This window comes from Kribbella sp. NPDC006257, assembly GCF_040613535.1.
Classification (GTDB): Bacteria; Actinomycetota; Actinomycetes; order Propionibacteriales; family Kribbellaceae; genus Kribbella.
In genome coordinates, this window is the sequence record NZ_JBEXSJ010000005.1 from 147598 (window position 1) to 160633 (window position 13036).

Genomic DNA, 13036 nt, shown 5'->3' on the forward strand with positions numbered 1-13036 from the left:
TGCTGGGCCACGGGCCGGATTGGGCTCACGTACCCATGCCCAGGCAGCGCCAATCGTCCGGTGAGCAGCGCTACTCGACGTAGCCGAAAAGAAAGCAGCGCTACTCGACGTGTATGAGTTCAGCGACCGGGTACTACCTGGCCTCCCCACTGATCAGGAGGTCGAACCAATGCGCGTCCTCGGTGTCAACGCGATCTTCCACGATCCGTCGGCGGCTCTGGTCGTCGACGGCCGGATCGTGGCGGCGGCGGAAGAAGAACGCTTCAGCCGGCGCAAACACGGCAAGCGCCCGGTGCCGTGGTCAGCTTGGGAACTGCCGGAGCAGGCCATCGGCTGGTGTCTGAGCGAGGCCGGACTGCGGGCCGAAGACCTCGACGTCGTCGGCTACTCCTTCGACCCGGCGCTCTGTGTGGACCTGGCGGGTCTCGGTCTCACCGACCCCGGTGACCGGACCCGAGCCGATTACGCCCGTCGCGCACCACGGTTCCTGGCCGCGGCTCTGCCAGGGCTCGATCCGGACAAGGTGAAGTTCGTCCAGCACCACGTCGCTCACGCGGCTTCGGCGGCGCTCGCGGCGCCGTACGAGCAGAGCGCCTGCCTGGTACTGGACGGACGAGGGGAGCGGGCCTCACATCTGGCCGGCCGGTACGACGGTCCGGACCTGACGGTGCTAGCCGCCCAGGATCTGCCGCACTCGCTGGGGCTGCTGTACGAAGACTTGACCGAGCACCTCGGCTTCCTCAGGTCGAGTGACGAGTACAAGGTGATGGCGCTCGCGTCGTACGGCAAACCGCGGCATCTGGCCGACTTCCGGGAGCTGATCCGGACCACCGACGACGGCGGGTTCCGGACCGAGCCGGTGGACTGGGCGGCGTACACGCCGAAGCTGCAAGGCGGAGCAGACGTCTCCGATGCTGCCGCGGATCTCGCGTGCAGCGTGCAGCGACGTCTCGAGGAGGTCTTGCTCGAGTTGGCGACGTGGCTGCACGACCAGACGGGCGCGAAAGCTCTGACCATGGCCGGCGGAACGGCGTTGAACTGTGTCGCGAACTCGGTCATCTCCCGCAGCGGGCCGTACGATCATGTCTGGGTCCAGCCGGCCGCCGGAGATGCGGGGACCTCCCTGGGTGCGGCTCTTCAGCTGAGCGCCGCGGACGGACGTCCTGAGCCGATGGCGACGGCGGCACTGGGGCGCGAGTGGTCCGGCGACGAGCTGGCGAAGTGCCTGCAGAAGGCGGCGCTGCCGTTCGAGACGCCGGCTGACCTGGCGGCCGTCACGGCGCAGGCGCTTGCCGACAACGGCGTCATCGCCTGGTTCCAGGGACGATCGGAGTACGGGCCGCGGGCGCTGGGGCATCGTTCGTTGCTGGCTCACCCCGGCCGGCCGGAGAATCTCGAGCGGCTGAACGACATCAAGGGCCGGGAGCAGTTCCGGCCGATCGCACCGCTGGTGCTGGCCGATCGCGCGGATGAGATCTTCGACGGCCCGTTGCCCAGTCCGTACATGTTGTTCGTGCACGACGTGGCGGCCCAGTGGCGCGACCGGATCCCGGCCGTGGTGCACGTCGACGGTACCGCCCGGATCCAGACGGTGGATCGTGCCGACGAGCCGTTGCTCGCTCAGCTGCTGGCCGAGTTCGAGGCGCGGACCGGACTGCCGGTGCTGGTGAACACCAGCCTGAACACGGCCGGCCGGCCGATGGTCGACAGCCCGGCGGATGCGCTCGAGCTGTTCGGTTCGACCCCGGTCGACCTGCTGGTTCTCGGACCGCACATCGTTCGGCGGGCGGGAGCGTTTCGATGACTTCATGGTCGGTGGTGATTCCCACTGTCGGCCGGGCGTCGTTGGCCGAGCTGCTGGCCGACCTGGCCGGTCAAGCTCAGCAACCTCAGGCAGTTCTGGTCGTCGATGACCGACGTCGCCCGGAGAAGGCTCTGACGGTCGACGCGGTCGTACTTCGCGGCGGTGGGCGGGGTCCGGCGGCTGCCCGGAACGTCGGCTGGAGAGCGGCCGACAGCGAGTGGATCGTCTTCCTGGACGACGACGTACGGCTGCCGACCGACTGGTCGGAGGAGCTGCTGGCCGACCTGCGAAGTGCGGGACCGGAGACCGCCGGAGTCCAGGGGCGCATCGCCGTACCGCTGCCGGCAGCACGCGCGGCGACGGACTGGGAACGCAGTACGGCGGGCCTGGAGAACGCGGACTGGGCCACGGCGGACATGGCGTACCGGCGGTTGGCGCTCGCTGAGGTGGGTGGTTTCGACGAGCGTTTCCCCCGGGCCTATCGAGAGGATGCCGAGCTCGCGTTGAGGATCCGCCGGCGCGGCTGGAAGCTGGTGCACGGCCGGCATTCGGTCGTTCATCCCGTTCGGGCCGAACGGTTCTGGGTCAGCCTGCGCGTCCAGCGGGGCAACGCGGACGACGCACTGTTCCGGGCAGTTCACGGCCGGCACTGGCGCCGGGAGTCCGGTTGTCCTCCTGGCCGGTTCAAGTGGCACTTGGCAACGGTGGCGGCGGCAGTCCTGGCGTTCACCAGGTTCGGCCGGCCGGCGGGGCTGGTGTGGTCGCTGTTGACCGCGGACTTCTTCCGGCGCCGGGTTTCCGGCGGACCACGAACGACCGACGAGATGCTGCGGATGGCAGCGACCTCGGTGCTGATCCCGTTCGCCGCTGTCTGGTATCGCTTGCGAGGCACCTGGCGGCATCGGGGGAGTGCGCCGTGGCCGGGACCGGTCCGCGCTGTGCTCTTCGACCGGGACGGGACCTTGGTCCGCGATGTCCCCTACAACGGCGATGCCGACCGCGTCGAACTGCTGCCCGACGCCCGGCAGGCCGTCGAACGCCTCCGTACTGCGGGCCTTCGGCTCGGCGTCGTCTCCAACCAGTCCGGCATCGGTCGCGGCCTGATCACCGCCGAACAAGTGGCTGAAGTGAACCGGCGCGTCGACGAGTTGCTCGGTCCGTTCAGTACCTGGCAGGTCTGCCCGCACGACTCCGAGGACGGCTGTGCCTGCCGCAAGCCTGCTCCGGGGCTGGTCCTGGCGGCGGCGGCCGAGCTCGGTGTCCCGCCGAGTCAGATCGTCGTGATCGGCGACATCGGCTCGGACGTCGAGGCGGCCGAGGCGGCCGGCGCCCGATCCGTCCTGGTCCCGACCCGGCAGACCCGGCCGGAAGAGATTCTGCAGGCTCCGACGACGGCGCCGGATCTGCGGTCGGCGGTCAACCAGGTACTGGACCAGCTGTCCGGGAGACGTCGATGAGATCGGTCGTGATCACCCGGATGGACAATGACGGCGATGTCCTGCTGGCAGGCCCGGCGATCCGCGCGGTGGCAGCGAGGGATCGCGTGATCCTGCTGGTGGCGCCGTCCGGCGAGCAGGCCGCCCGGCTGTTGCCCGGCGTCCACGATCTCCTGGTGTGGCCCTGTCCCTGGACCGGCTTCGAGCCACCGCCGGTCGATCGACGCAGTACGAACACCTTGGTGGATGCGCTGGCCCTGTCCCGTCTCGGCGCCGCCTTCATTCTGACCTCGTATCACCAGAGCCCGCTGCCGATGGCGCTGTTACTGCGGATGGCCGGCATCGGCTGGATCGCGGCGGCCAGCGAGGACTATCCCGGCTCGTTGCTGGATCTGCGCCATCGACCGGAACCGCTGCACGAGGTGGAGCGGTCGCTGTCCCTGGTACGCGCGGCCGGCTACGAACTGCCCGACGGCGACGACGGCCGCTTGCTGGTCAAGCGCACGGCCCCCGGGAACCTGCCCGATGGCGACGGCGGGTTGCCGGCCGGACCCACCCCGGGCGGTGAGCCGCCCGACGGGCCGTTCGTCGTCGTTCATCCCGGTGCCTCGGTTCACGCCCGGGCGGCGGATCCCCGCCGGGCCGCCGAGCTGGTCCGCGCGCTCAGCGCCGCCGGCCATCAGGTCGTGGTGACCGGATCCGGGCGGGAGCGTGCGCTCACCGCGATGGTTGCTGGCAGCAACGGTATCGACCTGGGCGGAAGAACCGGGTACGGGCAGTTGGCCGCGCTGCTCCGCGCGGCGTCCTGTGTCGTGGTGGGCAACACCGGTCCGGCGCACCTGGCGGCAGCCGTCGGCACGCCGGTGGTCTCCTTGTTCGCTCCCGTCGTCCCGTCGCAGAGCTGGGCGCCGTGGCGGGTGCCGTACGTCCTGCTGGGCGACCAAGAAGCTTCGTGCCGGGACAGCAGGGCGCGCGAGTGCCCGGTTCCCGGACACCCCTGTCTGAACAGCATCAGCCCGGAGGAAGTGGTTGTTGCCGTCCGCAAACTGATTGAGGAGGCCGCGGGATGAAGATCCTGGTCTGGCATGTCCATGCGGCGTGGATGACATCGTTCGTCCAGGGACCGCACGAGTACTGCGTACCGCTGCTGCCCGATCGCAGCGACGACGGAAAGGGCCGGGCGCAGACGTATCCCTGGCCCGCGAGTGTGCACGAGCTCACCCCGGCGCAGATCGCCGTCACCGATTTCGATGTGGTCGTGCTGCAGCGACCTCAGGAGCCGGCGCTGTTCGAGCGCTGGACCGGGCGGACGCTCGGCAGCAACGGGGTGCCGGCGGTCTACGTCGAGCACAACACGCCCCGAGGTGACGTCAACGAGTGGCAGCACGTACTGGCTGCCCGCTCGGACATCCCGGTGGCGCACGTGACCGAGTTCAACCAGATGGCCTGGGACAACGGCAAGGCGCCGACGGTGGTGATCGCGCACGGCGTACCGGACTATGGCGGTCAGTACGTCGGCGATACCGGCTCGCTCTGCGTCGCCGTCAACGAGCCTGTACGCCGCTGGCACGTCGCCGGGCTGGACCTGGTCGCGGAGATCGCGACCCGCGTTCCGGTTGCCGTGTACGGGTTGGGCGCGGAAGCGCTCCGCGGCCGGATCACCGACGGGCTGGCCGCGGTCGAGGACCTGTCCCAGCAAGCCCTCCACCAACGGATGGCTCGTCACTTCGCCTACTTGCATCCCTACCGATGGACCAGTCTCGGTCTGTCCCTGGTCGAGGCGATGACGCTGGGTGCGCCGGTGCTGGTGAACGGCTCGACGGCCGCTTACGAAGCTGTCCCGCCGGCAGCGGGTGTGGTCAGTACCAACCCTGAACGGCTGGCCGGGACCGCACGACGATGGCTGGCCGATCCGGACGAGGCCAGGCAGGTCGGGCGGGCCGCTCGCGAACACGCCCTGCGCACGTTCGGGTTGCTCAGATTCCTGGACGACTGGGACCGGTTGCTGAAGGAGGTGGCCCGATGAGAATCGCCATGGTGTCCGAACATGCCAGTCCGCTGGCCGTGCTGGGCGGCGCCGACGCGGGCGGTCAGAACGTCCATGTCGCCGCGCTCGCACTCGCACTGGCCGAACTGGGACACGAGGTCGAGGTGTACACCCGGCGGGACGATCCTGGCCCGGCCGAGGTGGTGCCGCTCGGTCCAGGGGTCGAGGTGATCCATGTCCCGGCCGGACCGGCCCTGCCGATTCCGAAGGACGAGCTGCACGGTTACATGCCGGCCTTCGGCGACTGGCTCGCCGCGCGCTGGACCGATCGCCGCCCGGATGTAGTGCACGCGCATTTCTGGATGTCCGGACTGGCCTGCGCGCAGGCGCGTCGTACGGCCGGCTTCCCGTTCGCCCAGACCTTTCACGCTCTCGGTGTGGTCAAACGCCGCCATCAGGGTGCCGCCGACACCAGTCCGTCGATCAGGCAGCCTGCGGAGCAGCGGCTGGCGTACGACGCGGATGCCGTGATCGCCACCGCCACGGAGGAGGTGCACGAGTTACTGGCGTTGGGAGCCCGGGCGGAGTCGCTCCATGTCGTGCCCTGCGGGGTCGATCTGTTCGAAGGGACGACGCCAGCCGACGAATGGTGGCGCGGTAGCGGGGGCCGGGTGCTGTCGCTCGGACGGCTCGTCGAGCGCAAGGGCGTCGACACCGTGATCGCCGCGATGGCCGCGCTACCGGAGGCGGAGCTGGTGATCGCGGGTGGGCCGGCCGCGAACTTCGAGGACGATCCCGAGGTACGCCGGTTGCGTGCCCAGGTAGAGCGGCTGGGGCTGACGGACCGGGTTCGGCTGGTCGGTGCGGTGACGCGGGACCAGGTGCCCGGGCTGCTGCGGTCGGCCGACGTGGTCGCCTGCACACCGTGGTACGAGCCGTTCGGGATCGTGCCGCTGGAAGCGATGGCCTGCGGACGTCCCGTGGTCGGTTCGGCCGTTGGCGGTCTGCTGGACACAGTGGTCGACGGGGTCACCGGGATCCACGTGCCGCCGAGGGACGCGGAACGGCTGGCTGCCGCGCTCGGCGAACTGCTGGCTGATCCGCAGCTGCGCCGGCGGCTCGGGCTGGCCGCCGCGGCGCGGGTCGCGGAGAAGTACACCTGGGCCACGGTCGCCGCGCAGACCGAGGCGGTCTACCGGCGGATCACGACCACGCAACCGATCGTCGTGGGGAGAGCACACTGATGACACGCTTCGGAACCGTCGGGGAACATCTCGAGCATCTCCGGCTGGGGCTGGCCAGCCTGGACCGCCAGGCGGGTCTGATCGACAGCTGGGGGCAGCAGCTCACCACCGCCTTCGTCTCCGGACACAAATTGCTTGCTGCCGGCAACGGCGGGAGTGCGGCCGAGGCCCAGCACCTGACCGCGGAGCTGGTCGGGCGGTTCGAGGGTGAGCGCGAACCGCTGCCCGCCATCGCGTTGCATGTGGAGACCTCGACCGTGACGGCGATCTGCAACGACTTCGGGGCCGAGACGGTCTTTGCCCGGCAGGTCGGAGCGCACGGCCGCTCGGGAGATGTGCTGGTGCTGCTGTCGACCAGCGGCCGCAGCCCGAACCTGCTCGCGGCGGCTGCGAAGGCCAAGGACCGCGGTCTGCGGGTCTGGGCCTTGACCGGACCGCGGGTCAACCCCTTGGCGGAGTTGGCGGACGAGGTGCTGGCCGTCGAGTGCTCCGCACCCACCGCTGTGCAGGAGGTTCACCTGGTCGCGATCCACGCACTCTGCAGCGCGGTGGAGCGTTACCTGCCCTCGGCCCGCTGGGCGGCGGTCGCGGCGGAGGTGTCGCGATGACAGTGCGCGTGGTTGTGGTCGGTGACGTGCTGCTGGACCGCGATCTGGAAGGCGACGTCCGGCGGGTCTGCCCCGACGCCCCGGTGCCCGTGGTCGACCTCGACCGGACCACCGAGCGAGCAGGCGGCGCCGGCCTCGTCGCGACGCTGCTGAACCGGCCGGGGGTCATCCCACATCTGGTCACCGCGATCGCCGCTGACGAGCCAGGTGCACGCTTGCTGGACCTGCTGAAACAGCAGGTGGAGGTCAGTTCGGTCCTCGACGCGTCCGCGACCCGCTGCAAGACGCGGGTGCGGAGTGCCGGTCAGTCGCTGCTGCGGATCGATGCCGCGCCGACCGCGGAGGTGCACGGCGACTGCGATGTCGCTGTCCTGGAGGCGGCCTTGGACGAAGCCGACGTCGTCCTGGTGTCCGACTATGCCGGGGGAGTCGTGAGCCATCCGGTGGTCCGTGCCACGCTGGAGCGTTGTGCCCTGCGCAGGCCGATGGTCTGGGATCCGCACCCCAGGGGCAACGAACCCGTGCCGGCCGTCACCGTGGTGACCCCGAACAGGAGCGAGGCGCTGCAGTTCGGCAGCACGGACGACCTCGATCGGCTCGCGGTCGAACTGCGGGACCGTTGGCAGGCCTGGTCGGTAGCCGTCACCGACGGGGCGCACGGCGTCTACCTCGCGGCCGGCGACGGCCCCTCCTTCGTGCCGGCGCCGTTCCGGTACGCCGGGGACGCCTGCGGGGCGGGCGACCGCTTCGCCGGGACGGTCGCGGCGGAGATCGGGGCCGGTACGACGATGAGCGCGGCCATCGACACGGCGGTGAAGGACACCGCGACCTGGCTGGCGCTGGGCGGGGTGAACCCAGCGGCCGATCCGGCACCGGGCGGGATGCCCCAGGAGGCCGATCCGACGGCGCAGGCCAATCCGGCGGAGGCGTTCGCGGTCGCCGATCGGGTGCGGTCGGCGGGTGGCACCGTCGTGGCCACCGGCGGATGTTTCGACATCCTGCACGCGGGACACATCGCCAGTCTCGAGGCGGCCCGGGCACTCGGCGACGCCCTGATCGTGCTGGTGAACTCCGACGCGAGCGTGCGCCGCCTGAAGGGCGACACCCGGCCGGTGAACTCGCAGGAAGACCGCTGCCGGGTGCTGCGGTCGCTGCGCTTCGTCGACGCCGTCGTCGTGTTCGACGGCGACGATCCGGTGGCTGCCCTGTGCGAGCTGCGACCGGACATCTGGGCCAAAGGCGGCGACTACACCGCGGAAATGTTGCCTGAGGCCCCTGTTATCGCCGGGTGGGGCGGCCGGGTCGTCCTGGTCCCGTTCCTGCCCGGCCATTCCACCACCGCAATCCTCCAGGGAGGAAGCATCTCATGAGTTTCGAGCGAGTCGCCGTCACCGGCGGAGCCAGCGGCCTGGGAGCCGCCGTTGTCCGCGCCGTCCGTAAACAGGGCGGCACGGCCGTCGTACTCGACCGGCAACGACCCAGCGACGAGGCCGGCTGGGTCGAGGTCGACCTGACCGATCCGGCCGCGGCCGAACCGGCACTGGCCGCCGCCGAGAACGAGATCGGTCCGCTGACCGGCGTGGTGACCGCGGCCGGGATCGACGCCTGCGGCCGGATCGAGGACGTGCAGATCGACGACTGGGCCAAGGTGATCAGCGTCAACCTGATCGGCACCGCCGCGATCGCGAAGGCGGCCGTCCCGCGGCTCGAGCGATCCGGCGGACGCCTCGTCACCGTCGCCTCGACGCTGGGACTGCGGGCACTCAGCGACGCGACGGCGTACTGCGCCTCGAAATTCGGCGTGGTGGGCTTCACCCGGGCGCTGGCTGTCGAGACCGCCGGCCGGGTCGGGGTGACGATGCTGGTGCCCGGTGGCATGCAGACGTCGTTCTTCGACGGGCGGCCGGACCAGTACAAGCCGGGGCCGGACGCGATGCTCAACGATCCGGACAAGGTCGCGGAGGTGGTCGTCTACGCACTGAGTCAGCCGCGTGGCGTGGAGATCCGTGAACTCGTCGTCTGCCCGTCGATCGAGCCGTCCTGGCCCTGATGTCCGCACCGGTTCTGGTGCTGCGGGCACTCGGTCTCGGCGACGCACTGACCGCAGTACCGGCTCTTCGGGGATTACGGCGCCGGTACGCCGATCGGCCGCTGCTGTTGGCCGGGCGGGAACCGTTCGCGAGCTGGCTGGCCGGGCTGGGCCTGGTCGACGGCGTCGTCGCCACGGCAGGCCTGTCCGGCCCGTCGCCGGGTCGCGGACTGGGCCGTCATCTCGCCGTGAACCTGCACGGCCGGGGGCCGCAGAGTCATCTGCTGCTGAGGTCTGCGGCCCCCGAGCAGCTGATCGCCTTTGATTGCTCAGCCGCCTCATATCGGAGCAGGACCTGCTGGAGGTTCGGCGAGCACGAGGTGGATCGCTGGTGCCGACTGGTGTCCGATGCCGGGGGAGCCTGCACGGTCGAGGACCTTCGGTTACCGCTCGGCGGCCCGGGAGACGGTGCCGTGGTCGTTCATCCGGGAGCGGCCAGCCGGGCCAGGCAATGGCCACCGATCAGGTGGGCCGCAGTGATCCAGGAGTTACGTGCCGACGGGCAGACCGTAGTACTGACGGGCACTGAGACCGAGCTGTGCGGTCGGTTGGCCGAGAAGACCGGCGCCGAGGATCTCAGTGGTCGATTGTCGCTGGACGAACTGGCCACAAGGATCGGTTCCGCGGCGTTGGTGGTCAGTGGTGACACCGGCGTCGCGCATCTGGCCACCGCCGCGGGGACCAGGTCGGTGACCCTGTTCGGTCCGACTCCGCCCGCCTGGTGGGGACCGGCCATCGATGCCGAATCGCACACGGTGCTCTACCACGGCAGCAGGCTCGGCGATCCGCACGCTGACCGGGTCGACGAGGGGCTGTTGCGCATTACCGCTGCGGAGGTTTTGCTGGCTGCCCGGGCACAGCTTGGGTACGGAACCACTCGACCGTCGAGCTCAGTCCTTCCCGCCAGCCGACCTGAGGTTTCCAGCTGAGGACCTGCTCGGCCAGTGCGGTGTCGGGCCGCCGTACGCCGGGGTCGTCGACCGGACGATCGATGAACTCGATGGCCGAGTCCGAGCCGGTCGCGGCGAGCACGTCACCGGCGATCCGTAGTACGGACCGCTCGTCGGGATTGCCGAGGTTGATCGGACCTGGGTGGTCACTGAACGCCATCCGCAGGATGCCCTCGACCGTGTCCTCGACGTAGCAGACCGAGCGGGTCTGGCTGCCGTCGCCGGCCACCGTGAGTGGCTCGCCTGCCAGCGCCTGGCGGATGAAGGTCGGGATGGCGCGGCCGTCGTTCGGGCGCATCCGTGGACCGTAGGTGTTGAAGATGCGGACGATCGCGGCGTCCACGCCCTCACTGGTCCGGTAGGCGGTGGTCAGCGCCTCGGCGTACCGCTTGGCCTCGTCGTAGACGCCTCGCGGTCCGATCGGGTTCACATGGCCCCAGTAGGACTCCGGTTGCGGATGAATCTGCGGATCGCCGTACACCTCGGAGGTGCTGGCCAGGACGAGGCGTGCGTTGTTCTCCTCGGCCAGTTCGAGGGCGTGCAAGGTACCGATGGCACCGACCTTCAGGGTCTGGATCGGTAACCGTAGATAGTCGATCGGTGACGCCGGGCTGGCGAAGTGCAGTACGAGGTCGACGGGGGCGAGGATGGGGACCGATTCGGTGAGGTCGACCGGCAGGCACCGGAAGCCGCTGTGCGCCTCCAGATGCGCGACGTTGGCCGGTGAGCCGGTCAGGAAGTTGTCCAGGCAGGTGACCCGGTGTCGGTCCGCGATCAACCGCTCACAGAGATGGCTCCCGAGAAACCCGGCCCCGCCTGTCACAAGCACATGCTTCGTGTCCATGTACCGAAGTACCCGTCCGGACCTCCCGAAAACCCGTCACTTGCCCTGCCGCTGGCTGCCGAGGACATCGCGTAGCTGGTCACCGGCCGCGCCACGCCGCCATCAGCGGCCCCGGCGGTGGACCAGAAGCTTGCCTTGAGCAACACTGGCAAGGTGGCCGAGCTGGTCACCGGTCTGATGGGGCCGGTAGCGCTGGAACTGGCCCGGGCCGAGGAACAGCTCCCGGGGCCTCGCGCCATGCCCGGCGGGTCGAGGTTCGAGCTGAAGTGGGACGGCTTCCGGGTCGGGGCTGTCTGCCGCGGCGGTGAGGTGCGGTTGTGGTCGCGCAACGGCAAGGACTTCACCGGCAAGTTTCCCGACATCCAGGTGGCGCTCGCCGAGCAGGTCGGCACCGAGTGTGTTCTCGACGGGGAGCTTGTGGTGTGGACCGGCGAGCGGATGGATTTCGACGCGTTGCAGGCTCGGATGGTGAATACCGCCGCGACCGTACGGCGACGCCTGGTGCGAGAGCAGCCGGCGGCCCTCGTGGTGTTCGATGTGCTCGCGGTCGGCAGCGTCGACGTACGGCCGATGCGTTGGACCGCTCGCCGGGCCCGGCTGGAAAGCCTCGCCAAGACATGGCGGCCGCCACTGCAGTTGTCGCCGGTGACAGCAGATGTCGACGAGGCACGGGAATGGCTGGCGGCCTTCAAGTCCAGCGGGGTGGAAGGCCTGGTGGTGAAAGGCGCGAGCACCCGCTACCAGCCAGGCCGCCGCGACTGGGTGAAGTGGAAGACCAGGGATACGGTCGACGTGATTGTCGGTGCGGTCACGGGCAGTCTGCGAGCACCGGAGGTGCTGGTCGTCGGCCGCTACCGTGGCAAGGTCCTGGAAGTGGTTGGCCGGACCGTGCTGTTGAAGGATGAGCAGGCGGCTGTGATCGGGAAGCTGCTGAGACCAGCTGGAAGCCGGCATCCGTGGCCTGACGAGATCGCCACGCACTGGGGCAAAGGCAGCAAGACACCGCTCATCAAGGTTCAGCCTCGGGTGGTCGTCGAAGTCACCGCGGACGCTGCTCTGCAGGCCGGGCACTATCGCCATCCGCTCCGGCTGGTACGGCACCGCACCGACGTAGGGCCGGACGACGTGGAGACCCTACCCAGCGAGTGATCTGGGTCGAGCACGTTAAGTCGCTCGGCTGTGGGGTACCTGCGGTCCATGCCTACAGCGATAGTTACCGGGTCCGACAGTGGTATCGGCAAGGCGACCGCGGTCGCCTTGGCGAAGGACGGGTTCGATGTCGGCGTCACCTGGCACAGCGACGCGGAGGGTGCTGAGGAGACGGCCGACGAGGTCCGGTCGCACGGGCGGCGGGCCGAGGTCCGGCGACTCGATCTGCTGGACCTGCCTGCCGCGGCTGACGTTGTCGACGAGCTGGCCGAGGCGCTGGACGGTGTCGATGTGCTGGTCGCGAACAGCGGTACCGGCAGCAGCGAACTGGCGGTCGATCTCGCCTTCGAGGACTGGCGGAAGGTTTTGTCGGTCGATCTGGACGGCGCGTTCCTCTGCTTGCAACGTGCTGCCCGCCGGATGATCCAGCAGGATCGCGGTGGCCGGCTGATCGCGGTGACCAGCGTGCACGAGCATCAGCCGCGGGTCGGTTCGGCGCCGTACGACGCGGCGAAGGGCGGGCTCGGTCTGCTGATCAAGACACTGGCCCTCGAGCTGGGCGAGTACGGGATCACCGCGAACGCCGTGGCGCCGGGTGAGATCGCGACCCCGATGACCGGCCAGGAGGACCAGGAGCCGCGCGCTGCGAAGCGTCCCGGCGTACCGCTCGGCAGGCCGGGCGATGCGCGGGAGATCGCTGCTGTCATTGCGTTCCTGGCTTCGCCGGGAGCCGCGTATGTGACCGGCGCGAGCATCGCCGCGGACGGCGGGATGCTCAACATGGGTCCGATGGCCGGTAGCCATCTGAGTTCCGACGACTGGCGTAGGCCCTGAGCGGAAAGGGAAAGTAGTGAACGAGAAACTGATCGATCCGACTACTCAATATCCAGGCCCTGAGCAGCAGGGGCGGGAGTCGCTCGAGCAC

At 69.7% G+C, this 13036-nt stretch carries 12 protein-coding genes; 11 read left to right on the plus strand and 1 reads right to left on the minus strand.

The window, feature by feature from the left end; genetic code table 11:
- The first annotated feature begins 169 nt into the window (after window positions 1–169).
- The 9 genes from ABZ004_RS08530 to ABZ004_RS08570 are packed head-to-tail and all read left to right on the plus strand — an operon-like array spanning window position 170 to window position 10097.
- Window positions 170–1804 (plus strand): carbamoyltransferase C-terminal domain-containing protein, encoded by a 1635-nt coding sequence (locus ABZ004_RS08530; protein WP_355679136.1) that lies wholly within the window; start codon window positions 170–172, stop codon window positions 1802–1804.
- Window positions 1801–3261 (plus strand): HAD-IIIA family hydrolase, encoded by a 1461-nt coding sequence (locus ABZ004_RS08535; RefSeq protein WP_355679137.1) that lies wholly within the window; start codon window positions 1801–1803, stop codon window positions 3259–3261. Before ABZ004_RS08530 ends, ABZ004_RS08535 begins: the two co-directional genes overlap by 4 nt.
- Window positions 3258–4310 (plus strand): glycosyltransferase family 9 protein, encoded by a 1053-nt coding sequence (locus tag ABZ004_RS08540; protein ID WP_355679138.1) that lies wholly within the window; start codon window positions 3258–3260, stop codon window positions 4308–4310. Before ABZ004_RS08535 ends, ABZ004_RS08540 begins: the two co-directional genes overlap by 4 nt.
- A complete protein-coding gene (locus ABZ004_RS08545) occupies window positions 4307–5266 on the plus strand; it encodes a glycosyltransferase (protein WP_355679139.1) in 960 nt (319 codons plus the stop codon). The genes ABZ004_RS08540 and ABZ004_RS08545 overlap by 4 nt, the downstream gene beginning before the upstream one ends.
- A complete protein-coding gene (locus ABZ004_RS08550) occupies window positions 5263–6471 on the plus strand; it encodes a glycosyltransferase (protein WP_355679140.1) in 1209 nt (402 codons plus the stop codon). Before ABZ004_RS08545 ends, ABZ004_RS08550 begins: the two co-directional genes overlap by 4 nt.
- The gene (locus tag ABZ004_RS08555) at window positions 6471–7079 is read left to right on the plus strand and encodes an SIS domain-containing protein (protein ID WP_355679141.1); all 609 of its coding nucleotides are present in this window, start codon (window positions 6471–6473) and stop codon (window positions 7077–7079) included. Before ABZ004_RS08550 ends, ABZ004_RS08555 begins: the two co-directional genes overlap by 1 nt.
- The gene (locus tag ABZ004_RS08560) at window positions 7076–8449 is read left to right on the plus strand and encodes a PfkB family carbohydrate kinase (RefSeq protein ID WP_355679142.1); all 1374 of its coding nucleotides are present in this window, start codon (window positions 7076–7078) and stop codon (window positions 8447–8449) included. The genes ABZ004_RS08555 and ABZ004_RS08560 overlap by 4 nt, the downstream gene beginning before the upstream one ends.
- A complete protein-coding gene (locus tag ABZ004_RS08565) occupies window positions 8446–9129 on the plus strand; it encodes an SDR family oxidoreductase (RefSeq protein ID WP_355679143.1) in 684 nt (227 codons plus the stop codon). Before ABZ004_RS08560 ends, ABZ004_RS08565 begins: the two co-directional genes overlap by 4 nt.
- The gene (locus ABZ004_RS08570; protein ID WP_355679144.1) at window positions 9129–10097 is read left to right on the plus strand and encodes a glycosyltransferase family 9 protein; all 969 of its coding nucleotides are present in this window, start codon (window positions 9129–9131) and stop codon (window positions 10095–10097) included. Before ABZ004_RS08565 ends, ABZ004_RS08570 begins: the two co-directional genes overlap by 1 nt.
- Here ABZ004_RS08570 and ABZ004_RS08575 read toward each other — a convergent pair.
- Complete coding sequence (locus tag ABZ004_RS08575; protein WP_355679145.1) at window positions 9991–10962, minus strand: UDP-glucuronic acid decarboxylase family protein; 972 nt, start codon at window positions 10960–10962, stop codon at window positions 9991–9993. The two genes, ABZ004_RS08570 and ABZ004_RS08575, sit on opposite strands and share 107 nt — an antisense overlap.
- A gap of 135 nt (window positions 10963–11097) precedes the next feature.
- Between ABZ004_RS08575 and ABZ004_RS08580 the strand changes: the two genes are divergently transcribed.
- Window positions 11098–12111: an ATP-dependent DNA ligase gene (locus tag ABZ004_RS08580; RefSeq protein ID WP_355679146.1), complete on the plus strand. Its 1014-nt coding sequence runs from the start codon at window positions 11098–11100 to the stop codon at window positions 12109–12111.
- 48 nt (window positions 12112–12159) lie between these two features.
- On the plus strand, window positions 12160–12945 hold the full coding sequence (locus tag ABZ004_RS08585) for an SDR family oxidoreductase (RefSeq protein WP_355679147.1): 786 nt from the start codon (window positions 12160–12162) through the stop codon (window positions 12943–12945).
- Window positions 12946–13036: the final 91 nt, after the last annotated feature.

What these genes read in the sequence shown, in the direction of transcription:
- ABZ004_RS08585 (WP_355679147.1), top strand. Translation starts at nt 12,160, where the DNA reads ATGCCTACAGCGATAGTTACCGGGTCCGACAGTGGTATCGGCAAGGCG.
- ABZ004_RS08560 (WP_355679142.1), top strand. Translation starts at nt 7,076, where the DNA reads ATGACAGTGCGCGTGGTTGTGGTCGGTGACGTGCTGCTGGACCGCGAT.
- ABZ004_RS08535 (WP_355679137.1), top strand. Translation starts at nt 1,801, where the DNA reads ATGACTTCATGGTCGGTGGTGATTCCCACTGTCGGCCGGGCGTCGTTG.
- ABZ004_RS08545 (WP_355679139.1), top strand. Translation starts at nt 4,307, where the DNA reads ATGAAGATCCTGGTCTGGCATGTCCATGCGGCGTGGATGACATCGTTC.
- ABZ004_RS08570 (WP_355679144.1), top strand. Translation starts at nt 9,129, where the DNA reads ATGTCCGCACCGGTTCTGGTGCTGCGGGCACTCGGTCTCGGCGACGCA.
- ABZ004_RS08550 (WP_355679140.1), top strand. Translation starts at nt 5,263, where the DNA reads ATGAGAATCGCCATGGTGTCCGAACATGCCAGTCCGCTGGCCGTGCTG.
- ABZ004_RS08530 (WP_355679136.1), top strand. Translation starts at nt 170, where the DNA reads ATGCGCGTCCTCGGTGTCAACGCGATCTTCCACGATCCGTCGGCGGCT.
- ABZ004_RS08555 (WP_355679141.1), top strand. Translation starts at nt 6,471, where the DNA reads ATGACACGCTTCGGAACCGTCGGGGAACATCTCGAGCATCTCCGGCTG.
- ABZ004_RS08540 (WP_355679138.1), top strand. Translation starts at nt 3,258, where the DNA reads ATGAGATCGGTCGTGATCACCCGGATGGACAATGACGGCGATGTCCTG.
- ABZ004_RS08565 (WP_355679143.1), top strand. Translation starts at nt 8,446, where the DNA reads ATGAGTTTCGAGCGAGTCGCCGTCACCGGCGGAGCCAGCGGCCTGGGA.
- ABZ004_RS08575 (WP_355679145.1), bottom strand. Translation starts at nt 10,962, where the DNA reads ATGGACACGAAGCATGTGCTTGTGACAGGCGGGGCCGGGTTTCTCGGG.